This window comes from Peribacillus sp. Aquil_B1 (assembly GCF_022603275.1).
In the GTDB taxonomy this organism is placed as follows: domain Bacteria; phylum Bacillota; class Bacilli; order Bacillales; family DSM-1321; genus Peribacillus.
Window position 1 is genome coordinate 406,415 of the sequence record NZ_JAKXEE010000003.1, and the last position, 24,157, is coordinate 430,571.

The following is a 24,157-nucleotide window of genomic DNA, read 5'->3' on the forward strand; positions in this document are numbered from 1 at the left end:
TTTTATTAATTAAACGTTTTCACCCATACTGAAAAAGAAATGGTTTGTTAGATGGAAGAAAAACCGCAATCCATGTACCCGACCAGAGTTTTCTTAGAAAGGATGATACATTTTTACATGTAAAGAAGAAAATTAATTGAAGGCTTCTTGAAGTTTGGAGTGAAAGGGCAGATTTTAAATTATTAATAGTAGACCAAGCTTTATTTTACTTTTTTTATTTTAATTATTCAACTTAAATTTTTTAAAAGAGAAAGCGAGCGATGAAACCGCTCGCTTTTTAAAGGTGATTTTTCTAAAAAACGCTATCAGTCAATCAAACCATTCGGTTTAATCTTAAGACTGTGACGACCATCAATGAAACGAACGGTACCAGATTTAGCACGCATGACTACGGATTGTGTTTCGCCGTAATGCCCTTTAAATTGTACACCGCGTAAAAGTTCTCCATCAGTCACACCTGTTGCTGCAAAAATTGCGTCATCTCCGCGAACAAGGTCTTCCATTCTGAGGACTCTTCCTAAATCAAGGCCCATTTTTCCACAACGTTCCACTTCTTCATCACTTTGAGGAACGAGCTTGCCTTGAATTTCCCCTCCAAGGCATTTCAAGGCAACGGCTGCAATAACTCCTTCTGGAGCTCCGCCAGATCCGAATAAGATGTCAACACCGGTAAGGTCGAAGGCAGTATTTATGGCTCCCGCTACATCTCCATCGTTGATCAACTTGATACGTGCCCCTGCCTCACGAAGTTCATGAATGATCTTCGAATGACGATCGCGGTTCAATACTGTTGCAACCACGTCTTGAATATCTTTATTTTTTGCCTTGGCTACCGCTTTCAGGTTGTCCAACACGGAGGCATTGATATCAATCTGACCAACAGCCTCTGGTCCGACAGCTATTTTATCCATATACATATCCGGGGCATGAAGCAAGTTCCCCTTATCGGCTATCGCCAATACAGCCAATGCATTCCAGCCGCCGGATGCAACGATGTTCGTTCCTTCTAATGGATCAACCGCAACATCCACTAGTGGCCCAAGACCGGTACCAAGTTTTTCGCCAATATAAAGCATTGGCGCTTCATCCATTTCCCCTTCACCGATTACAACCGTTCCTTGCATGGGAATAGTATTGAAAACATCCCGCATTGCAGTTGTTGCTGCATCATCTGCTTCGTCTTTCTTTCCTCTTCCCATCCAACGAGCTGAATTCAGTGCCGCCGCCTCTGTTACGCGGACAAGCTCCATCGATAAACTTCTTTCCATTTCCGGTTCCCCCTCATGTACACTAGCATGATTTATTTATATATTAGTATAACACATTATATCATATATAGTAACACAATGAGGTAACAAGAAAAGGGATCAGCTTTTAAGCTGCTCCACTTCTTCTTGCGTCATTTCTTCACGCCAAATCGTTGCTCCCAAACCTGAAAGTTTTTCAACAAGATGGCTATAACCGCGATCTATATGTTCAAGCCCGGTCACTTCTGTAATCCCTTCAGCCATTAAACCGGCAATTACAAGAGCCGCTCCGGCACGTAAATCGCTTGCCTTCACTTTTGCCCCATGAAGTTGGACAGGACCATCGACGATGCCCGCTCTGCCCTCGACCTTTATCTTCGCATTCATGCGTCGCAATTCATCAATATGCTTAAATCGTGCCCCGTATATCGTATCGGTGACCATGCTAGAACCGGTTGCTTTTGTTAAGAGGGAAGTGAATGGTTGCTGAAGATCCGTTGGGAATCCAGGGTAAACCAATGTCTTGATATCAACGGATTTATATTGTTCTCCCGGTGAGACGAATATCTGGTCATCACCCGCTTCAATATTAATCCCCATTTCCCTTAATTTGGAAGTCAATGACTCCAAATGCTGGGGAATGACATTATCAATCAGAATTCCTTCCCCGACAGCAGCCGCTAAAATCATGAAAGTGCCGGCTTCAATCCGATCCGGTATGATTGTATGCTTACATCCATGCAAACTTTCCACACCATCAATACGAATGATATCCGTTCCTGCACCCTTTATTTTCGCTCCCATATTGGTCAACAATGTGGCAACATCGATGATTTCAGGTTCTTTAGCAGCATTTTCTATCACAGTGCGGCCTTTGGCCAAAACGGCGGCAAGCATGATATTGATCGTTGCCCCTACACTAACGACATCCAAATATATGCGTGCTCCCCTTAGCTCGTCCGCCCTAAGGTAAATGGCTCCTTGTTCATTCGTCACTTGTGCGCCCAGTGCTTCAAACCCCTTAATATGCTGATCTATCGGGCGAGGTCCCAAATGGCAGCCGCCAGGCAAGCCGATCACTGCCTTTTTGAATTTACCAAGCATTGCCCCCATTAAATAATAAGAGGCACGTAACTTCTTGACCCTTCCATTGGGAAGAGGCATTGAAATCATCCTGCTGGGGTTGACTGTCATTTCTCCTTCATCGAAGGATACCTCACCGCCAATCTCCTCCATTAACGCTTTCAGCATCTGTACATCCGAGATATCAGGCAGGCCTTCAATCGTTACGGGAGAGTCCGCTAAAATTGTTGCAGGAATAAGGGCGACTGCACTATTTTTTGCTCCACTGACACGAATGCTTCCCTTTAGAGGGTAGCCACCGGCAATTTTAAGTTTTTCCATAATAAACTCCCTTCCACGCTAAGCACTTAGAAGCTACTTCCAAAAAGTAATATTTTACCACAAGAAAATTGCATAATCCGACAACATTTACTATCTAGTTCTTTAGTTTACACAAAAGTAGAAAATTCATGTAAAAAAAAGAGAAAAATTTCTAATTTATGTTAATTTTATTTAAACGGTGCAATCTATAGCGACTTAGCGGCAAGGAATTATGCTTCAGTACGTGAATTCCAATCGTTCAAAAAAGCTTCAATTCCTTTATCCGTTAATGGATGGTGGAATAATTGCATTAAAACTTTATAAGGGATCGTTGCAATATGTGCCCCTTTAAGAGCCGCTTCAGTAATATGCATCGGATGGCGGATGGAAGCTGCAATGATCTCGGCATTGATATCATGAATCGCAAAAATGTCAGCAATATCCGAAATTAAATCCAAACCGTTTTGGCCGATGTCATCCAAGCGACCTAAAAATGGCGATACATAAGTTGCTCCTGCCCTAGCTGCCAACAAGGCTTGGTTTGCACTGAAAATAAGGGTGACATTTGTTTTGACACCTTGTTTTGTAAGTGCTGAAACAGCCTTCAAGCCGTCCGGAGTCATTGGCACTTTAATCGTGATATTCGGTGCAATCGCAACTAGTTCCTTGGCTTCAGCCATCATTCCTTCAAAATCCAGAGCAATGACTTCAGCAGAAACGGATTCCTTAACAAGGCTTGTGATTTCTTTTAGCCGGTCATGGAAAGAAACTCCCTTTTCCCTAGCAACAAGGGACGGGTTAGTCGTAACACCTGCTAAAACGCCAAGTTCATGCGCTTGTTTGATTTCTTCCATGTTTGCTGTATCTATAAAGAATTTCATAAAATATCCTCCGTATGTAATCGATTTTTTATTTCCCTATATGCATCTGAATTCTAATTGTTCTAAAAATAGAGCCCGGATTCAGCCCTGCATCTAAAAGAAACCATTAGGGGGGAGCCCCCCCAATGGGAATATTGCCTTTATCATCTTACATTTAAAGGGATGGAACCCTTATGTTATGTTTGAATTTATGCTTTGCCGTTTGAACCGAATTCACGTATTTTGCCGATGACAGTTTCTTTGATCGCTTCACGGCCAGGAACGATGTATTTACGAGGATCGTACACTTCAGAATCGTTATTCAGAATTTCACGAACCGCTTGTGTAAATACGATTTGATTTTCCGTATTCACATTGATTTTTGATGTTCCAAGCGATATCGCTTTTTGGATATCTTTCGTAGGGATGCCTGTACCACCATGAAGAACAAGAGGTTTATTCGTTAAATCCCGCACTTCTTCCATTTCTTTATACCCAAGGTTAGGTTCACCTTTGTAAGGTCCGTGAACGGATCCCAAAGCTGGAGCAAAGCAGTCGACATTTGTTTCTTTAACCAACTGTTCACATTCTTGAGGGTCTGCATATACGACTCCATCAGCAATTACATCATCTTCTTGTCCGCCAACCGTGCCCACTTCCGCTTCAACAGAAACATTACGTGCGTGAGCGAATTCGACAACCTTCTTGGTTGTTTCGATATTTTCTTCGATTGGATGATGTGAAGCATCGATCATTACTGAAGTGAATCCCGCTTCGATAGCTTCCTTACATTTATCATAACTTGAACCATGGTCAAGGTGAATGGCCACAGGAACAGTGATTTTCATGTCTTCCAACAATCCTTGAACCATCATCACAGTCGTTTTAAAACCACCCATATGGCGGGCAGCACCTTCGGAAACACCAAGGATGACTGGAGATTTTTCTTGTTCTGCAGCAGCTAGAATAGCTTGTGTCCATTCAAGGTTGTTGATATTGAATTGACCTACTGCATATTTTTCATCAAGGGCTTTATTCAGCATATCTTTCATAGAAACTAAAGGCATTTGATTTCCTCCTACTAGTGGGTGTTATGATTTTTAAAGTTAATTCTTTCTAGATATTCCCTAAAACGAAAGTAGCATACGCTTATAAATCAGAATATCTCTCCTCTTTTAGCATATCAATACATCAAAAAAACAGCAACAAATACACTATACCGAGCCTCAAATTTTATTCCAAAAAAACACGGCCCATCTACAAAAAGACAGCCGCAGCAATTACTCCAACAGTAATATTAAATTTTCAAGACCGTTAACTTGATTGAATCGGTAAATATTCACGAACGGCTTTTCTTATATCATCAATATCAAACGGCTTGGCAAAGTGTGTCATTGCACCTAAATCCTTTGCTTCTTGAATCATATCAAGTTCACCATATGCCGTCATGATGATGACCCGGATGTCCGGATCGACGACTTTCATCCTTTTCAAGATCTCAATGCCATCCATTCCCGGAATCTTCATATCCAGCAATACAAGATCAGGTGAATGATTATTTAGCACTTCCAAGGCTTGAATGCCATTAGCGGCTTGAAATGTTTCATACCCTTCTTTATGTAAAACCTCGTTCAATAAAATACGTATCCCGAATTGATCATCAACAATCAATATTTTCCCTGGCATTTTATCACCTCTCCCCTTCCCGATTCATCCATTTAATATATTGGCCTAGACTGCCATATTACCCGAAAAAGGGTAGTTACATAGATTGCGTCATATGACTTTTAGGTCCAACCCATTTATTGTTCATATTCGATAATTGTAACAAAATTCCTGCTGTATAGCTAAGAGGAATTTTAATTTTTTTGTTTTTTCGACCGATTTAGTAAATTCCGCCCTTCCGGATCAAAATCCCTGAAACCTGTCATTGCAAAGGAAAGTCCTTTATAATGGGTATATTATTTTTAAAAGGAGTCCCTGACCATGTTAAAAATTTTTTCGACACAGATAAGCGGTTTATTTAAGAAAATGATTGAAAATGAAGCCTTTGAAATGGAGGATGCCGGACGCTTGCTGGCTCAGGCTGCGGTTGGGGACGGTGCTGTGTACATTCACGGTTTTGGTGAAATGCAGGGTGTCACTGCCGAGGCTTTGGATGGGGCAGAGCCCTTTCCGAAGGTAAAAAGATATGAATCCGGAGAAACTATTTCCAGGGAAGATCGATTTCTCATATTCAGCCGTCATTCGGATGATATAGAGGCATTGTTACTGGCAAAACAACTCAAGGAAAAAGATATCCCATTTGTTGCTGTTTCTACATCCGTCCCTTCTGAAGATGACTCTCTTTTGGAGTTGGCAGACGTTCATATTGATTTACGTATCCAACGGGGATTGATTCCTGATGAAACCGGAAATCGCTATGGGTATCCTACTCTCATTGCCGCTCTTTTCGCTTATTATGGGATTAAATTCACTCTTGAAGAAATCATAAAAGAGTATGAAGAAGAATGATTATTCATCTAAAAAAAAACAGCCACATGGGCTGTTTTTTTGTTTATTAAAGTTTTTCGCTGCGCTTTAAAGACATACCGACAAAGTCACGGAAAAGCGGCTGCGGACGGTTAGGACGTGACGTGAATTCCGGATGGAATTGAGAAGCCACAAACCAAGGGTGATCCTTCAATTCAACGATTTCAACTAAACGGCCATCCGGACTAGTACCGGAAAATACGAATCCAGCCTCTTCCATTGCCTGACGATAGTGGTTATTGAATTCATAACGGTGACGGTGACGCTCATAAACAACCTCGTCATTATAGGCTTCATATGCTTTAGTTCCTTCGATAAGCTTACATGGATACAGACCAAGACGCAGTGTACCGCCCAAATCTTCTACATCCTTCTGTTCAGGAAGAAGATCGATGATTGGATCAGGAGTATCTTCATTAATTTCAGCTGAATGAGCTTCTGGCAATCCCAGGACGTTACGAGCATACTCAATGGACGCCAGCTGCATGCCCAAGCAAATTCCGAAGAATGGTTTTTTCGTCGTGCGGGCAAATTCGGTCGCTGCAATTTTCCCTTCGATTCCACGATCTCCAAAACCGCCTGGGACAAGGATTCCATCTGCATCTTGCAGAAGTTCAGCAACATTTTCTTTTGTTACGTCTTCGGAATTCACCCAGTCGATTTCAACATCTGCATCAAATGCGTATCCTGCATGCTTAAGTGCTTCCACTACAGATAGATAAGCATCTTGCAATTCTACATATTTTCCGACTAAAGCGATTTTTGTTTTCTTTGATAAAGAAGTAACCTTTTTGACTAGTTCCTTCCAATCTTCCATATCCGCTTCGCCGCAGTCCAATTGCAAGTGATCACAAACGATTTGGTCCATATTTTGTGCTTGAAGCGCAAGAGGGATGGAGTAAAGAGTATCCGCATCAAGACATTCGATAACGGAATTTTTATCGATATCGCAGAATAAAGCGATTTTATCCTTCATATCTTGTGAAATTGGGCTTTCTGTACGTGCAACGATGATATTCGGCTGAATGCCTAGACTGCGTAATTCTTTTACACTATGCTGTGTCGGTTTTGTTTTCATTTCACCAGCAGCTTTGATGTAAGGAACCAGTGTACAGTGGATATACATAACATTATTGATGCCGATATCGCTCTTGATTTGGCGAATCGCCTCAAGGAATGGAAGAGACTCAATATCCCCTACAGTACCGCCGATTTCAGTGATGACTATATCGGCATTCGTTTCATTGCCTGAACGGAAAACCCGTTCTTTAATTTCATTCGTGATATGCGGAATGACTTGAACTGTTCCACCTAGATAATCGCCACGGCGTTCTTTTCTCAGGACCGTTGAATAAATTCTGCCTGTAGTCACATTGCTGTGTTTGCCAAGGTTGATATCAATGAAACGCTCATAGTGCCCCAAATCCAAATCCGTTTCAGCACCATCATCCGTTACAAACACTTCACCGTGTTGGTATGGACTCATCGTACCTGGATCCAAGTTGATATAAGGGTCAAACTTCTGGATCGTAACATTCAAACCCCTATTTTTTAATAATCTACCTAAAGAAGCGGCCGTTATCCCTTTTCCCAAGGAAGAAACTACTCCACCTGTCACAAAAATATATTTTGTCATTTTATATCCTCCTATAGAATGTTTTCTTCCAATTCTGTTCTTCACATCATTAAATCGGAACTGAATCAAATCTTCCGCCACATGAGCGGTTAAAAGCTAAAAACGTAAACCAGTACAAACCATTAATCACTTAAAGGTCTTTAGTGAGAGTCATGCAGGATACATGAACAAGAATAAATTTCCTTAAATGACAGTAAACATAAATATGTTCTCTATAGTTTTTACAATTCTACGAGAAATCATTTTTAAAAATAAAAAAATGATGTCATTTATTCATTCCATCATTAAAAACAAAAACGCTCCGCTTACAATAAAAGTAAGGGAGCGATATAATTTAATCATTGTGTCCTTTTTTAAGGAGCCCAAAAATGATTCTACAAATTTCGCCTCAAAAAGTCAAGGGCGATTATTTATTTCTCATCCTCTTCATCCAAGTCTTCCAAGTCATCTTCATCTTCGTCTTCGTCCTCATCATCTTCCAGGACAAATGCATCATCTTCGATTATTTCTTCTTCCAGATCGTCGTCATCATCCACGTCGTCATCCAAAAGCACTTCGTCGATGACTGGAGAACCTAGGATATCATCATCGTCATCATCTTCATCCTCGTCCAGATCATCGATATCTTCTTCAAAATCAAGATCTTCGTCTTCAAGTTCATCGAAATCGTCGATAACGGCAGCAGCCTTTTTGGCTTTCTTTTTCTTTTTAGGTTTTACAACATGTACGACTTCTTCCTCGATTTGGTCAACCGGGTACCATGTTTTCAATCCCCAGCGGTTGTCCCCAAGTGAAGTGAAGCGGCCATCCACATTTAAATCCGTATAGAATTGTGCAATTTTCTTTTCCACTTCCGCTTTAGATAAATGGTGCAGCGAAGCTAATTCACTTATTAAGTCTTTAAATGGAATCGGTTCATTTCTTTCCACTAACAAATCATATGCCATCTCTATTAAGGACATTTCCAATAACTGCTCTTTTGAGTATTGTTTTAAACTCAAATTCCGCACTTCCCTTCTCTATTCAAACACTGAATTCCGTGTTTTTTCACATAAAAAAATAATCTAAAACAGTAGTTCGATAAAATAACGACAATTCCTGCTAGACATATACTCCATTATAAACAATCTAAATGGGTTTATGCTAGTTCTATCTGATACTTTCACAGATTTACCTTATTGTCTATCATTCAGGAAACCAAAAGCTAAATTCATTCACTTTCCTTTTTAGACTTCTGTCGATAGGCTGCCGTAAAAAAGACAATAGTCAGGATAAAAAAAGAGATGGCACCCAATTGATGCTCATACAGCTCAAATAAAATAATGATGGCAAGAATGTACCCTATGATCAATCCAATCATTTTCAGGTTCATTTTCTCAACTCCAATAGGGCTGATTCTTCATTTTTGCCCCTTTTCCCAATAATTATAAGGTAAAATCTTCATTTTGTTAAAAAAGAGGGGAATTATTTAAAAAAGAGGCCCCTAAACGTTCGGAGCCCCCTTCAAAGTTTACATATTCCTTCGATATTGACCGCCTACATCATATAGCGCCCTCGTTATCTGACCAAGACTGGCCACTCTGACGCAGTTCATGAGTTCAGCAAAGATATTTTCCCCATTCATGGCTGCCAATTTCAGTTTAGTTAGCGCCTCTTCCGTGAACTCCTTATTTCTTTCCTGGAATGCCCGGAGATTTATGATTTGCCCTTCCTTTTCTTCCTTTGTTGCACGGGCAATTTCCATGCTGTTCACCGCTTCTTCGGAAGGAGGGTTGGGATTCAAATACGTATTGACACCAATGATCGGCAATTCTCCCGTATGCTTTTTCATCTCATAATGCATCGATTCATCCTGGATTTTCCCGCGCTGATACTGCGTCTCCATTGCACCCAGCACACCGCCTCGATCATTGATGCGATCGAACTCTTGCAGTACGGCCTCTTCAACCAGATCCGTCAATTCCTCTACGATGAAGGCTCCTTGCATCGGGTTTTCATTTTTTGAGAGCCCATGCTCCTTTGTAATGATCATTTGTATGGCCATTGCCCGGCGCACGGATTCTTCAGTAGGCGTCGTGATGGCTTCATCGTACGCATTAGTATGCAGGGAATTACAGTTGTCCTGCAGTGCCATTAAAGCCTGAAGTGTCGTTCTGATATCATTGAAGTCTATTTCTTGCGCATGAAGGGAGCGCCCGGAAGTCTGTATATGGTATTTCAGCTTCTGGCTGCGGTCGTTCGCACCATATTTATCCCGCATGACCGTAGCCCAAATCCTTCTTGCCACCCTCCCGATAACCGTATATTCCGGGTCGAGCCCATTTGAGAAGAAGAACGACAAATTCGGGGCAAAGTCATCAATATTCATTCCCCGACTTAAATAATATTCGATGTAAGTAAAGCCATTCGCTAATGTAAAAGCAAGCTGTGAAATGGGATTGGCGCCCGCTTCTGCAATGTGATAGCCGGAAATGGATACAGAGTAGTAGTTCCTGACTTTTCGATCGATGAAATATGCTTGAATGTCCCCCATTAACCTTAAAGCAAATTCCGTAGAGAAGATGCATGTATTCTGACCTTGGTCCTCTTTCAGAATATCCGCTTGAACAGTTCCGCGTACCGTTTGAAGGGTATATGCCTGCACTTCTTGAGCTTCTGCATCCGTAAGGGGACGGCCTAACTCTTCTTCTTTCCGTTGAATCTGCTGATCGACTGCCGTATTCATATACATGGCCAAAATGATCGGTGCCGGTCCATTGATGGTCATCGATACAGAGGTTGACGGGTGGCAAAGGTCAAAGCCTGCATACAGCTTTTTCATATCATCCAACGTACAGATGCTGACTCCGCTTTCCCCTACCTTTCCATAAATATCAGGGCGGTGATCGGGATCCTCGCCATATAAAGTTACCGAATCGAAAGCCGTACTTAGCCGTTTAGCATTATCATCCTTTGACAAATAATGAAAACGCCTGTTGGTTCGGTCGGGTGATCCTTCACCGGCAAATTGCCGCTTCGGGTCCTCCCCTTCACGCTTGAATGGAAAGACTCCCGCTGTGTAAGGAAAGAAGCCCGGAACGTTCTCTCGGAAAACCCATCCTAAGATCTCTCCATAATCCACATATTTAGGCAATGACACTCTCGGAATCATTAAACCTGATAAACTTTTAGTTTTCAGCTTCGTGACGATTTCTTTATCCCGGACTTTCGTTATAAACTGCTCTCCTGCATACTTTTCTTTTAATTCCATCCATCCAGAAAGTATTTTTTTAGATTCAGGTGATAAATTCGAAGCGGTTTCCTTTTTCATTTTTTCTAAAGAAGCCACCATATCTTCGTTGTTATCATTTTCCTTAACTGCATCAATTGCACCTTCCAGCTGGAAAAGCCTGCGGGCAATGCGTACTTGTTCAGCCGCACGCTTATGATAAGATCTGACCGTATCACTGATTTCACGTAAATAATACCGACGGTCAGTAGGGATGATCACATTTTGCTTGTAAACATCCGCTTCTTTCGAAAAGGCGGTACTCCAACCCGTCCCTGATTTTTCATTAAGCTTTTCAATCAGTGCTGCGAACAATGCATTGGTGCCTGGGTCATTGAATTGGGAAGCGATGGTACCGTATACTGGCATTTCAGATGGATCTTGATCAAAAAGTGTCCGGCTTCTTTGGTATTGCTTTTGAACTTGGTTTTTTGCATCCTCTGAGCCTTTGCGCTCGTATTTGTTAATGACTATCAAGTCTGCATAATCAATCATATCGATTTTTTCAAGTTGCGAAGGTGCACCGAATTCACTCGTCATTACATACATGGATACATCGCATATCTCGGCGATTTCTGCATCTCCCTGACCAATTCCGCTCGTTTCAACGATGATTAAATCGAAGCCAGCTGCCTTCACGACTGAAATGGCATCTTTTATTGCCAAAGACAACTCACTTTTTGAATGGCGCGTGGCTAGGCTCCGCATATAAACACGCTCTGAAAAAATCGAGTTCATCCTAATCCTGTCACCAAGCAGGGCACCGCCCGTTTTCTGTTTGGTCGGGTCTACAGATAGGATGGCGACTCTCTCGTCTGGAATTTCATTAATGAACCTTCGTATCAATTCATCAGTCAATGAACTTTTCCCAGCACCGCCAGTCCCTGTAATCCCTAGAACAGGAACCTTCTTTTCGGAAGTCTTGATCTGCTCGAACAGACTCTCCACCGCTGCCGCTGACTCCTGTGAAGCATCGAGTCTGTTTTCGGCAAAGGTAATGAATTGGGCAATGGCATTTGTTCCCCCAGTAATCAATTCATCAAAACGTTCCTGTAAAGATGGTTTGACTGTCGAGAAATCACACTCCTCCATCAATACGTTTATCATTCCTTGAAGCCCATATTCCCGCCCTTCATCAGGAGAAAAGATCCGGGCAATCCCATAATCATGGAGTTCTTTAATTTCCCTTGGGATGATGACCCCGCCGCCGCCGGCAAAAATACGAATGTGCCCGGCTCCCTTTTCCTTCAGCAGGTCATACATATATTTAAAATATTCGACATGTCCGCCTTGGTAAGATGACATCGCTATGCCTTGAACATCTTCCTGGATGGCCGCATTCACGATCTCTTCCACCGAACGATTATGACCTAGATGAATGACTTCTGCACCGCTGGACTGAAGGATTCTCCTCATAATATTGATGGATGCATCATGTCCATCGAATAAACTCGAAGCAGTAACGAATCTAATATGGTTCTTCGGTTTATACACCTCAACTGTACCCATTGAGCTCCTCCTTATTGAAACGAATTTAACTCAGTATTTTTCTGAAGCGATATATTTTGAATCAATAATTGCGTCTGCAGTTCAACATATTCTGGAAGCGTATACTCTTTATGCAATGCCCACCTTCTAAAACTCCACATCTGTCCCTGAACGAAAATATTATGAGAAACAAGGCTTATTTGTTTTGCTGTTAACGATAGCTCCCCATTCTCAACACATTTCGTTATCACCTTTTCAAACATGCCGACCATCCGAAGTTCTTTATTCAATACATAAGGTAAAGCATCTTTCGTCAGTGCTTTCACTTCTTGATACATCACCAGCACTTCGTCCTGCATATCATCCATCACTTTATAAAAATAGGCGATCGTAAGCTTCAAGCTTTCAAGTGTCCCATCGCTCTGATCTATTTCTTTCTGAAGCTTTTCCTGGACTTCATCGTAGATAAAGTCACAAACGAGATATAATATATCTTCCTTTGTTCGGATATACTCGTATAACGTGCCAATACTAAAGCCGGCCGCTTTGGCAATTTCCCTGGTAGTCGTACGATGAAATCCCTTTTCCTTAAAAAGGGTCACCGCTCCTTTAATCATTTGTGTACGTCTTTTTTCAACCAGCCGTTCATCCTTTACAGATGCAAGAACCTCTCTTTTTTCCATTTTCAAACTCCTTTTAATAAGCCCATCATTTAATTGCCAAAGACATTCTGAAGAAATTGAAAAGGGTATTCCGGTAAAGGCAATGCCTCATCGGAAAACCTCAATTTCAATCCTATTTAGTAATCATCCGTGAGATGACCAGCTTTTGAATTTCCTGTGTACCTTCATAGATTTGGGTGATTTTCGCATCACGCATATACCGTTCTACAGGATAATCCTTCGTATATCCATAACCTCCAAAGACCTGCACGGCTTCTGTCGTCACTTTCATGGCTGTATCTCCAGCAAAAAGTTTGGACATGGCCGACTCTTTTCCATAAGGAAGGCCCGCTGATTCCAACCAGGCAGCCTGATAGGTTAATAGCCTTGAAGCTTCAACACCCGTTGCCATATCCGCCAATTTAAAACCGATTCCTTGCTGTGCAGAAATAGGCTTCCCGAATTGGACCCGCTCTTTTGCATAATCAACTGCGGCATCCAATGCACCTTGGGCTATGCCCACTGCCTGGGCTGCAATCCCATTACGGCCGCCATCAAGCGTCATCATCGCTATTTTAAAGCCCTCTCCTTCTTTTCCAAGGAGATTTTCTTTTGGTACTCGGCATTCATCAAAAATGATTTCCGTGGTCGGTGATGAACGGATTCCAAGCTTCTTCTCTTTTTTGCCGACACTAAAACCCGGGAAGTCCTTTTCAACGATAAAAGCACTCGTTCCTTTTTGTTTGGATTCTGGATCCGTCAATGCAAAGACGACATATGTATCCGCAATCCCGCCGTTCGTAATGAAGATTTTTGAACCGTTGATAATATATTCATCACCTACAAGCTTTGCAGTCGTTCTCATACCGCCTGCGTCAGAGCCTGAGCTAGGCTCGGTCAGCCCATAGGCACCGATTTTTTCACCCTGTGCCATCGGGCGAAGGTATTTTTGTTTTTGTTCTTCAGACCCAAATTTATAGATTGGCCATCCTGCAAGGGAAGTATGGGCTGATAAAGTCACCCCAGTGGAAGCGCAAACGCGGGAAAGTTCCTCAATCGCTATGCAATACGCTAAATAATCACTTCCAATTCCGCCGTATTCCTCTGGCCACGGAATCCCAGTCAAACCAAGTTCAGCCATTTTATCGAAGATTTCACGATCAAATCGTTCTTCTTCATCCCTCTCGGCTGCTGTCGGAGCCACTTCATTCTGAGCAAAATCGCGCACCATTTTCCTGATCATTTCATGCTCTTCCGTTAGCTTAAATTGCATGTCTATGCCTCCTAAATATTTTGCAAATTATAGATTCTTACTGATGACCATTCTCTGTATTTCGCTGGTACCCTCATAAATTTCAGTTACTTTTGCATCCCTGAAATAGCGTTCGACAGGATACTCCGTCGTGTATCCATAGCCTCCAAACACCTGGACTGCTTCTATCGCCACATCAACAGCCGTCCTCGAAGCGAATAGCTTAGCCATTGCAGCCTCTTTACCGCACTTCAATCCCTGTGAGCGTAAAAACGCCGCGCGATAGACGAGTAACCTTGAAGCTTCTATACTCGTTGCCATTTCAGCAAGCTTGAAACCAATCCCCTGTTGTGCTGCAATAGCTTTGCCGAATTGAACTCTGTCCTTTGCATATTGGACAGCATGTTCCATGGCGCCTTCTGCAATTCCCAGCGCTTGAGCAGCAATGCCTATCCTTCCAGCATCCAAGTTGGCCATTGCGATCTTAAAGCCTTCCCCTTCTTTGCCAAGGAGATTGGCTGCAGGCACTTTCATATCCTCGAACGTAACCTGTACGGTGCTCGAGCCATGAAGGCCCATTTTCCGTTCATCTTTACCGATGATTAAGCCTGGCGTCCCTTTTTCTACAATAAAAGCAGAGATTCCCTTGCTTCCCTTCTGAGGGTCTGTTGAAGCAAAAACAATGAATACATCCGCTTCCCCGCCATTAGTGATAAAAACCTTGGACCCATTTATCCGATATTTCCCGTCTTCCTTTACTGCCACTGCCTTCGATTTCAAACTCGCAGCATCGGAACCTGAGCTTTGCTCAGTCAAGCAAAAGGCGCCTAAATATTTACCAGCGGCTAACTTAGGCACATACTTTCGCTTCTGCTCTTCCGTTCCAAAATAAACGATTGGATTTGTTCCAACAGAAGTATGAACGGACAATATAACACCGAGAGTTGGACTAACTTTGGAAATCTCATTGATGGCGATGATATAAGACATGAAGTCCATACCCGCGCCACCGTATTCTTCTGAAATCGGGATTCCCATCAAGCCAAGCTCACCCATTTTTTGCAGAATCGTTTTTGGAAACACGCCTGTTTCCATTGCCTCGATATGAGGGGTAATCTCATTCTCCGCAAAAGTGCTTACCATTTTCCGCATCATTTCCTGTTCTTCTGTAAATTTGAAATCCATCCTTCATCCCTCCCTAGCTGCACGTCTTTCTAAGATTAGTTATATTCATAAAAGCCCCGTCCTGATTTTTTTCCTAACCATCCAGCTTTTACATATTTCCTTAACAGCGGACACGGCCGGTATTTATCGTCCCCGAGCCCTTGATGAAGGGTTTCCATTATATACAGGCATGTGTCCAGTCCAATGAAGTCAGCTAGCGTAAGCGGGCCCATCGGATGGTTCATTCCCAGCTTCATCACGTCGTCAATCGCCTCTTTGGTGGCGACGCCCTCATAAAGGGTATAAATGGCCTCATTGATCATCGGCATCAAAATCCGATTCGCTACAAAACCTGGGAAATCATTGACTTCCACCGGTACCTTGTTCAACGATTCTGCCATCTCTTCAACTTCTTTATAAACCTCATCCGCTGTAGCAAGTCCGCGAATGATCTCAACCAGCTTCATGACTGGAACGGGGTTCATAAAGTGCATGCCTATTACCTTTTCCGGCCTTTTCGTGGCAGCGGCTATCTCGGTAATCGGAAGCGAAGAAGTATTGGATGCAAGGATGACGTGCTTTGGCGTGATTTCATCCAATTCGGCAAATATTTTTGTTTTTATGTCCATATTTTCCACTGCCGCTTCAATCACCAAATCTACCGCGGCCGCATTATTCAAATCCGTCGATGAAGTCAGCCGGGAAAGGATTATATCCTTCTCCTCTGATTCCATTTTTCCTTTTTCAACCTGCCGGGAAAGGTTCTTGGTAATTGTCCCTAACCCCTTTTCTACATATTCATCTTTTAAATCATGTAAAAGAACTTCATAACCGCTCATTGCACAGACCTGGGCAATGCCAGAACCCATCTGTCCAGCACCAATGACCATCACTTTTTCAATGCCCATGAAAAATCCCTCCTCATGTATCTATCTACGAAACTATTATCCTTGCTTAGGGACTTCAATTAAAATGGCATCTCCCTGACCGCCGCCACTGCAGATCGCTGCGATGCCCAATCCCCCTCCGCGGCGTTTCAGTTCATGCATCAGCGTAATGATGATGCGGGCACCACTCGCCCCGATCGGGTGACCTAATGCTACAGCCCCTCCGTTTACATTCACTTTTCCCGGCTCGATGTTGGCAATTTTCCCACTGGCCAGCGCAACCGCAGCAAATGCTTCGTTCACTTCAAACAAATCAATTTCCTCTATCGATTTACCTGTCTTCTTCAGGAGTTCATTTATGACCAAACCTGGCGTTTTAGGGAAGTCCTTTGCTTCCACTGCCACTTCTGCATGAGCTAAAATATAGGCAAAAGGCGTTTTCCCTTCCTTTTCCGCACGTTCCTCACTCATCAATACGAGTGCACCTGCCCCATCATTGACTCCTGGTGCATTACCTGCCGTAATGGTCCCATTATTATTGAAAGCTGGACCTAATTTAGCTAACTTCCCGGCAGATGTATCTTTTCTTGGGGCTTCATCATGTTCAACGGTCATTGGTTCGCCTTTCCGCACCGGCACCTGTACGGAAATGATTTCTTCTGCTAGGATACCGCCATCGATTGCTTTTATCGCTTTTTGATGACTCTCATAAGCCCAGCTATCTTGTTCCTCACGGGTGATTTCAAGATCCTCGGCAGTACTGTTTCCGTAAGTCCCCATATGCACACCCGTAAAGCTGCAGCTAAGGCCATCCGAAATCATCGTATCCTTGAGCTCTCCATCACCCATCCTTAGGCCCCACCTTGCTTTCGGAAGGATATAAGGAGCATTGCTCATCGATTCCATTCCGCCGGCAACAATGATTTCCTCTTCACCTAAGCGAATGATCTGATCAGCCAATGTCACACTGCGAAGTCCTGATGCACATACTTTATTAATGGTTTCCGTTTTCACTTCCCATGGTAATCCAGCATGACGGGCTGCCTGGCGGGAAGGTATTTGGCCTTGGCCCGCCTGAAGCACATTCCCCATGATGACCTCATCTACTTGGCTGCCTTCAATCCCTGCCCGGACAAGTGCCTCTTTGATTGCTATTCCACCAAGTTGTGATGCCGTCATACTGCTAAGGCCACCGCCAAATTTACCAAAAGGTGTTCTCACACCGCTAATAATCACTGTTTTCGCCATCATTATTTCCCCCTATAAGTAACATTGATTGAACGCTCGCTCAATTTGGAGTTAAAAAAATAGTGTTGTAAGCGCTTAATATTATATTACACATTTTTCCCAAAAATGAAAATATTCAGTTTGTAAATATTGAATAAATTGCCTGCTCCCTTTATTTCATCCGTTATAAAAGAAACAGGCAATTCCATTTAAACATTTAAATTAAGATGCAATCGATTTATTTTCACCAATGACCGCTTTTTCTAGTAGTTCTGCTACATCATACGTTTTAACATTTTCCTCAACTTCTTTTGCTTTCGTCCCATCTGATAGCATGGTCAGGCAGTAAGGGCATCCGGAACTGATCACTGTTGGACTGACGGCCAGAGCTTGTTCGGTACGGGCCACATTAATACGGTTTCCCGTTTCCTCTTCCATCCACATCAAACCGCCTCCAGCTCCACAGCACATACCCTTTTCACGGTTACGCTCCATTTCAATAAGTTTCACACCAGCAATGGCTTGCAAGATTTCACGCGGCGGGCTGTAAACTTCATTGTACCTTCCCAAGTAACAGGAATCGTGGAATGTAATCGTCTCATTCACCGGATACTGAGGTACCAACCTGCCTTCACTGACAAGTTTGGCTAACAATTCAGTATGGTGATACACTTCCGCTTCCAGGCCAAAATCCGGATACTCGTTCTTAAAGATATTGTATGCATGCGGATCGATCGTAACGATTTTCTTTATTTCATTCTTCTGGAATTCTTCTATATTTTTCATTGCTAGCTCCTGGAAAACAAATTCATTACCCAATCGACGCGGAGTATCCCCTGAGTTTTTCTCCTTATTTCCAAGAATTGCAAATTTAACGCCTGCTTCATTCAATAATTTAGCAAAGGAAAGGGCAATCTTCTGGCTTCGGTTATCGTACGACCCCATTGACCCCACCCAAAATAAATACTCGAATTCTTCGTCTGCCTTTTTTAATTCCTTCACGGTTGGGACGCTGACATCTTCCCGAAGGCTTCGCCAATCTTCTCTCTCTTTTCGGTTCAGTCCCCACGGGTTCCCTTGACGCTCAATATTCGTCATGGCACGTTGCGCATCAGGATCCAGTCTGCCTTCGGTCAACACTAGATAACGGCGCATATCGATGATTTTGTCAACATGTTCATTCATTACCGGGCATTGATCTTCACAGTTCCGGCATGTGGTACAAGCCCAAAGTTCTTCTTCCGTAATGACTTCGCCAATCAGGCTCGGACTGTAAGCTTCTGTTGCTGCAGCCGATTCCTGCGCCCCCTGCGCGGCACCAGCCAAAGCGATTTTATTTCCTTTCGTATTCCCAAAAACAAAAGATGGCACCCATGGCTGCTTCGTAGTAACGGCAGCGCCTGTATTTGTTAAATGGTCACGCATCTTGATTATGATATCCATCGGTGACAGCATTTTACCGGTACCTGTAGCCGGGCACATATTGGTACAGCGCCCGCACTCCACACAGGCATAGAGGTCCACCATTTGATATTGCGTCAAGTCCTCGATATATTTGGCACCATAATATTGGTTTCCTTCTTTGTCGAGAATCTCTTCTTCCAAATCTACCGGTTTCAATTTCCCGGGATTGTCCAGGCGATTCAGGAATACATTTATCGGACCGGCAATCAGGTGAGCGTGCTTAGATTGCGGGATATAAACAAGGAAAGATAATATGATCAGTAAATGCAGCCACCAAGCTACATAAAAAACGACGGTTGCCGCTGTTGTCCCCATCCAGCCGAATAGGAAAGCGATGCTTGATGCGACTGGCTCTGACCAAGTTGCATCGTGTCCATGCCAGATCATTCCCATTCCATTCCCCAGCAATACGGTAATCATGATACCGGTAATGAAGATGACAACCAGGCCTGCTTTGAAATCCCTTTTCAAGCGAACGAGCTTTTCGACATAACGGCGGTATGCCGCCCATAGGATTGCAACAAGAACAGTAAGCGTCACAATTTCCTGGAAGAAAGTAAAGGCCGGATAAACAGGGCCAAACGGTAAATGCCACCCCGGTCTTAAGCCTTTAACGAAAAAGTCAAGTGCGCCAAATTGCACTAAGATGAAACCATAAAATAACAAGGCATGAATGATCCCGCTCTTTTTATCTTTAAAGAGCTTCTTCTGTCCAAATACATAAACACCTATTTTAACAAGACGATCTTTCACACGGTTATCGAATTCCACTTTTTTGCCAAGTTTTATATAAGCTATACGAGTCTTTATCAAATAGACAAATAAACCGGCGGCGTAAGCGGTTACAATCAGGAATGCAACTAAGTTGATCCACAGTAAGCCATTCATTTCCATGCAGTCTTTCCCCCTCTTTAGTAAATTGCCAAATGCCAGGTATCATTATGGGAAATTTGGCATTTTTCTGAAATTTAGTTAACTCCATTATATAATGAATGAGCATTCAGTCAACTTTTTTCTTTCTAAAAACTAGATAATTTTTCGCCATCTTCATTATATAATTCGACAATTCTGTGTATTACCCTTCTTTATTCAAAAAAAATGAGGATCCTTTCCCCGCTTTTTAATGGTTATTGACAGGGAATTAGAGCCAAACTAAATATAATCATTTAGGGGGGATTTTTTTGAAGATAATCACTACGATTGCCTCTATATTTTTATTGATCTTCTCTTGGTGCTGGGTTGATCTTAAGGTAGGGCATAAGCGTTATTTGAAGCACGCAACCAACATAAAATATCCGCCTCGGAACAGCGACATGACTGTATTCACATCAGGTAAAAGCCTGTTTGATGATTACATGAAGGAAGTAAGGCAAGCTCAGGATTCCATCCATATCCTTTTTTATATTGTAAAAAATGATAAATTCAGCAAGGATTTTTTGAAGTTACTGCAGTCAAAAGCGGAAGAGGGCGTGGAAGTGCGGCTATTGGCCGATTGGGTAGGAAGTAAAGAGATGTCCCGCCAAATCATTCAGGAGCTAACTAAAAGCGGCGTTCATTTTTCTTTCAGCTTTAAACCGAAACTCCCCTTCCTTTTCTATACCATACAAAAAAGAAATCACCGTAAGATCACGGTGATAGATGGAAAAATCGGCTATCTTGGCGGCTTTAATATCGGTAAGGAGTATATAAACCAAGGGGAGAAGCTGAACCCGTGGAGAGATTACCATTTAAAAATGACCGGGGAAGGTGTAAAGGACCTTCAGGAAGTCTTCCTCTCGGATTGGTACTATGATACAAACGAGGATTACAGAGGAACGCCAGCCTATTTCCCGACATTGACTCCCGGGAAGCAGGCACAGCAGTTTGTCGTCACGAATGGCAGTGATCTTGAACAGTCACTTACACACATGATTCGGCAAGCCACTAAAAAAATCATAATCGGGACTCCATATTTCATTCCCAGCGAAACATTATTTCAAGAATTAAGGGAAGCACTTGCACGCAATGTTTCCCTTACGATCATCGTACCTGAAATTTCAGACCATGCCCTTGTCAAGGAAGCTTCTTTTCCCTATTTTCGGGTACTAATAAAAGAAGGGGCTGAAATCATGCAATTTCAAAGGGGGTTCTACCATTCTAAAGTGATTCTGATTGATGATATAATGTGTGATATCGGTACGGCTAATTTTGATAAACGCAGTTGTTTTTTAAATGGTGAAATGAACTGCATCGTATTTGACCGGACATTTATAGAAGATGTAGAAAAGGAATTGGCAGTGGACCTAGCCGAGTCCAAGCCGCTAGACGGGGACGCGCTTTCCAGCAAGAATGTAATCCGTACAGCAAAAGAATCTCTGGCTTCCATCCTTTCTCCTTTTCTCTGATATCCTGTTGCTCAAGGAGAAAAATAAAATGAAAATAAGATTTGGATTCGTATCCAATGCCACCTGTTTATGGGAAGCTTCTCCGGCCAAGACACTTACTTTCAAGCGATATAGCACACTTGGCCCAGAAAAAGGAATGGAAAAACTCCTGGATGTGACAAGGCAGAACATTGAAAACACCTTAAGGGTCCTTCAATATAACACGGCACACCAAATAGAAGTATACCGGATGTCCAGTTCCATTGTACCTTTAGCCACACATCCCGAAATAGAATGGGATTTCGTTACTCCTTTTAAAAGAGAGTGGAAACAGCTTGGCGACTGGGCCACTGCACACAAAATGAGGCTCAGCTTTCATCCGAATCAGTTTACGCTATTTACAAGCCCTAAGCCTGAGATTACACAAAATGCCGTAAAAGATATGGAGTTCCATTATAAAATGCTTGATGCAATGGGCATAGCGGACACCTCTTTCATCAATATCCATGTCGGTGGAGCCTATGGTGATAAAGAGTCCGCCCTTATAAGGGTTCATGACAATCTTAAATCGCTGCCTATGCACGTCAAGGAAAGAATGACTTTGGAAAATGATGATAAAACCTATACAGCATCTGAAACCCTGAGCGTATGTAAGAGGGAAGGCATACCGCTTGTATTCGATTACCATCATCATCTCGCAAACCTTTCAGATATGCCGCTTAACGAGCTGCTCACCGAGGTGTTCACCACTTGGGGCCAGGCAGGGGTGGTACCAAAGATTCATATTTCATCCCCAAAATCGGCAGGTGAATTTCGCTCGCATGCAGATTATATCGATTTGGAGTTCATCATGCCCCTTTTTAAAGTGCTTAAGGATCTTGGACAGGACGTGGATTTCATGATCGAGGCCAAGATGAAGGATCGGGCAATGTTGCAGCTGATTGAGGATATAGCTAAGCTTCGTGGTGTAAAAAGGGTGAGCGGCGGTGCCGTCGAGTGCTAATTAAGCCTGAAAAAAGCGGCTGTTTCGTTAGAAACAGCCGCTTTTTTCATTACATTTTTTCCGGTGCCGAAACCCCGATGATGGCTAATGCATTCTTTAAAGTAATTTGGACGGATTTGACCAGTCCTAGACGCGCCTTACTTCTTTCCATCTCTTCAACATCCAGAACCTTATCTGCATTGTAGAAGCTGTGGAATGTAGAAGCCAGGTCATATATATAATTCGTCATGCGGTGAGGCATCCGTTTTTCGGCCGCTTCCGCTATTGCCTGCGGGAATTCCCCTAATTTCTTCAAAAGCTCCACTTCTTTTTCAGTAGATAGGGCAGAGAAATCAGTGACTCCTTCATAGCTGATCCCTTGTTCCACACCTTGGCGCAAAATGCTGGAAATCCGGGCGTGGGCATACTGTGCATAATAAACCGGGTTTTCATTGGATTGTGAGACCGCAAGATCCAAATCGAAGTCCATATGAGTATCCGCACTTCTCATCGCAAAGAAATAACGTGTTGCATCCAAACCTACTTCATCAATAAGGTCACGCATCGTAACCGCTTTACCTGTGCGCTTGCTCATTTTCATTTTCTCGCCATCCTTGTACAGGTGAACAAGCTGGATGATTTCGACTTCAAGCTGCTCGCGATTGTACCCTAATGCTTCGATCGCCGCTTTCATACGCGGGATATAGCCGTGGTGATCTGCACCCCAGATATTGATCAGTGTTTGAAAGCCCCGTTCCAATTTATTACGGTGATAGGCAATATCCGGTGTCAGATATGTGTAAGATCCATCCTGCTTAATAAGCACCCGGTCTTTATCATCGCCTAATTCCGTAGAGCGGAACCATGTAGCACCATCTTCCTCGTAAACATGGCCCCTTTCCCTCAACACTTTAAGTGCTTCATCAATTTTACCGTTTTGATAGAGGGATGTTTCGGAGTACCATACATCAAATCCGACACGGAAGTTACCTAAGTCCGTTTTCAGTTTTTCCATTTCATATTTCAAGCCGTACTCACGGAAAAATTCAAAACGTTCCTTCTCATCGGCATTTACATATTTATCCCCATATTCACTTGCAAGCGTCTTACCGATGCCAATGATATCTTCACCATGATAACCGCCCTCCGGCATATCCTTTTCGAGGCCAAGTGCCTGGAAATAGCGAGCTTCTATGGATATGGCCAAATTATTGATTTGGTTTCCTGCATCATTAATATAGTATTCACGTGAAACATCGTAACCTGCTTTAGAGAGGATATTACATAGAGTATCACCTACTGCCGCACCACGTGCATGACCAAGATGGAGATCACCGGTCGGGTTCGCGGAAACGAACTCCACTTGGATTTTCTCTCCTTTGCCAAAGTCACTTTCCCCATATGCTTCATCCACTTTCAAAATAACAGGAACCAATTCTGTCAAATAGGCATTATTCATGTAGAAGTTGATGAAACCTGGTCCTGCAATTTCGATTTTTTCGATGGATGCTTTTGAGTTGTCAAAGTTTTCGATGATTGCCTCTGCTATCATCTTTGGTGCTTTCTTTGCAATCTTCGTTAATTGCATGGCCATGTTCGTGGAATAATCTCCATGTGTCTTATCTCTTGGCAGCTCCAATACAACATTTGGAATCTGCACTTCCGTTGCTAAACCAGCTTTAATGACTGCCGCTTTAATCTCTTCTTTCAGTTTTTCCTGTACCTCTTTTACTATATTCATG

General features: G+C 42.8%; 19 protein-coding genes. 3 read left to right on the forward strand and 16 right to left on the reverse strand.

The window, feature by feature from the left end; all coding sequences use genetic code 11:
- Positions 1-305 precede the first annotated feature (305 nt).
- The 5 genes from glpX to MPH60_RS20110 all read right to left on the reverse strand — a co-directional run bounded on the left by glpX (position 306) and on the right by MPH60_RS20110 (position 5,176).
- A complete protein-coding gene (gene glpX, locus MPH60_RS20090) occupies positions 306-1,268 on the reverse strand; it encodes a class II fructose-bisphosphatase (RefSeq protein WP_214744235.1) in 963 nt (320 codons plus the stop codon).
- A gap of 99 nt (positions 1,269-1,367) precedes the next feature.
- Positions 1,368-2,651: a UDP-N-acetylglucosamine 1-carboxyvinyltransferase gene (locus MPH60_RS20095; RefSeq protein WP_101223850.1), complete on the reverse strand. Its 1,284-nt coding sequence runs from the start codon at positions 2,649-2,651 to the stop codon at positions 1,368-1,370.
- Between the two features lie 209 nt (positions 2,652-2,860).
- Positions 2,861-3,511 carry a fructose-6-phosphate aldolase gene (gene fsa, locus MPH60_RS20100; RefSeq protein WP_034315855.1) on the reverse strand — a complete coding sequence of 217 codons (651 nt, stop codon included), beginning with the start codon at positions 3,509-3,511 and terminating at the stop codon, positions 2,861-2,863.
- A 188-nt stretch (positions 3,512-3,699) separates the two neighbouring features.
- A complete protein-coding gene (locus MPH60_RS20105) occupies positions 3,700-4,557 on the reverse strand; it encodes a class II fructose-bisphosphate aldolase (protein ID WP_137017352.1) in 858 nt (285 codons plus the stop codon).
- Between the two features lie 247 nt (positions 4,558-4,804).
- On the reverse strand, positions 4,805-5,176 hold the full coding sequence (locus MPH60_RS20110; protein ID WP_034315860.1) for a response regulator: 372 nt from the start codon (positions 5,174-5,176) through the stop codon (positions 4,805-4,807).
- 300 nt (positions 5,177-5,476) lie between these two features.
- Between MPH60_RS20110 and MPH60_RS20115 the strand changes: the two genes are divergently transcribed.
- Complete coding sequence (locus tag MPH60_RS20115; RefSeq protein ID WP_241589613.1) at positions 5,477-6,004, forward strand: DUF2529 domain-containing protein; 528 nt, start codon at positions 5,477-5,479, stop codon at positions 6,002-6,004.
- 46 nt (positions 6,005-6,050) lie between these two features.
- Here the strand turns inward: MPH60_RS20115 and MPH60_RS20120 are convergent, their stop codons facing one another.
- The 10 genes from MPH60_RS20120 to MPH60_RS20165 all read right to left on the reverse strand — a co-directional run bounded on the left by MPH60_RS20120 (position 6,051) and on the right by MPH60_RS20165 (position 19,958).
- A complete protein-coding gene (locus MPH60_RS20120) occupies positions 6,051-7,658 on the reverse strand; it encodes a CTP synthase (RefSeq protein WP_241589612.1) in 1,608 nt (535 codons plus the stop codon).
- Positions 7,659-8,068: 410 nt separating this feature from the next.
- Positions 8,069-8,659 (reverse strand): DNA-directed RNA polymerase subunit delta, encoded by a 591-nt coding sequence (gene rpoE, locus MPH60_RS20125; RefSeq protein ID WP_241589611.1) that lies wholly within the window; start codon positions 8,657-8,659, stop codon positions 8,069-8,071.
- A gap of 209 nt (positions 8,660-8,868) precedes the next feature.
- Positions 8,869-9,030, reverse strand: coding sequence for a hypothetical protein (locus tag MPH60_RS20130; RefSeq protein ID WP_241589609.1), 162 nt, complete (start codon positions 9,028-9,030; stop codon positions 8,869-8,871).
- A gap of 138 nt (positions 9,031-9,168) precedes the next feature.
- Positions 9,169-12,435, reverse strand: coding sequence for a fused isobutyryl-CoA mutase/GTPase IcmF (gene icmF / locus MPH60_RS20135; protein ID WP_241589608.1), 3,267 nt, complete (start codon positions 12,433-12,435; stop codon positions 9,169-9,171).
- An 11-nt stretch (positions 12,436-12,446) separates the two neighbouring features.
- Complete coding sequence (locus MPH60_RS20140) at positions 12,447-13,097, reverse strand: TetR/AcrR family transcriptional regulator (RefSeq protein WP_241589607.1); 651 nt, start codon at positions 13,095-13,097, stop codon at positions 12,447-12,449.
- 112 nt (positions 13,098-13,209) lie between these two features.
- On the reverse strand, positions 13,210-14,349 hold the full coding sequence (locus MPH60_RS20145; RefSeq protein WP_241589606.1) for an acyl-CoA dehydrogenase: 1,140 nt from the start codon (positions 14,347-14,349) through the stop codon (positions 13,210-13,212).
- 27 nt (positions 14,350-14,376) lie between these two features.
- Positions 14,377-15,513: an acyl-CoA dehydrogenase gene (locus tag MPH60_RS20150; RefSeq protein ID WP_241589604.1), complete on the reverse strand. Its 1,137-nt coding sequence runs from the start codon at positions 15,511-15,513 to the stop codon at positions 14,377-14,379.
- 35 nt (positions 15,514-15,548) lie between these two features.
- The gene (locus tag MPH60_RS20155; RefSeq protein ID WP_241589603.1) at positions 15,549-16,400 is read right to left on the reverse strand and encodes a 3-hydroxybutyryl-CoA dehydrogenase; all 852 of its coding nucleotides are present in this window, start codon (positions 16,398-16,400) and stop codon (positions 15,549-15,551) included.
- 36 nt (positions 16,401-16,436) lie between these two features.
- On the reverse strand, positions 16,437-17,627 hold the full coding sequence (locus tag MPH60_RS20160) for an acetyl-CoA C-acetyltransferase (protein WP_241589602.1): 1,191 nt from the start codon (positions 17,625-17,627) through the stop codon (positions 16,437-16,439).
- Between the two features lie 201 nt (positions 17,628-17,828).
- Entirely contained in the window at positions 17,829-19,958 is a 2,130-nt protein-coding gene (locus tag MPH60_RS20165; RefSeq protein WP_241589675.1) for a heterodisulfide reductase-related iron-sulfur binding cluster, read from the reverse strand.
- Positions 19,959-20,251: 293 nt separating this feature from the next.
- Between MPH60_RS20165 and cls the strand changes: the two genes are divergently transcribed.
- Both cls and uvsE read left to right on the forward strand, forming a co-directional pair.
- Positions 20,252-21,454 carry a cardiolipin synthase gene (gene cls, locus MPH60_RS20170; RefSeq protein WP_241589601.1) on the forward strand — a complete coding sequence of 401 codons (1,203 nt, stop codon included), beginning with the start codon at positions 20,252-20,254 and terminating at the stop codon, positions 21,452-21,454.
- A 28-nt stretch (positions 21,455-21,482) separates the two neighbouring features.
- Positions 21,483-22,436, forward strand: a complete 954-nt coding sequence (gene uvsE, locus MPH60_RS20175; RefSeq protein ID WP_241589600.1) for a UV DNA damage repair endonuclease UvsE — start codon at positions 21,483-21,485, stop codon at positions 22,434-22,436.
- Positions 22,437-22,485: 49 nt separating this feature from the next.
- Here the strand turns inward: uvsE and argS are convergent, their stop codons facing one another.
- Complete coding sequence (argS, locus tag MPH60_RS20180) at positions 22,486-24,156, reverse strand: arginine--tRNA ligase (RefSeq protein ID WP_241589599.1); 1,671 nt, start codon at positions 24,154-24,156, stop codon at positions 22,486-22,488.
- Between the last annotated feature and the right edge of the window lies 1 nt (position 24,157).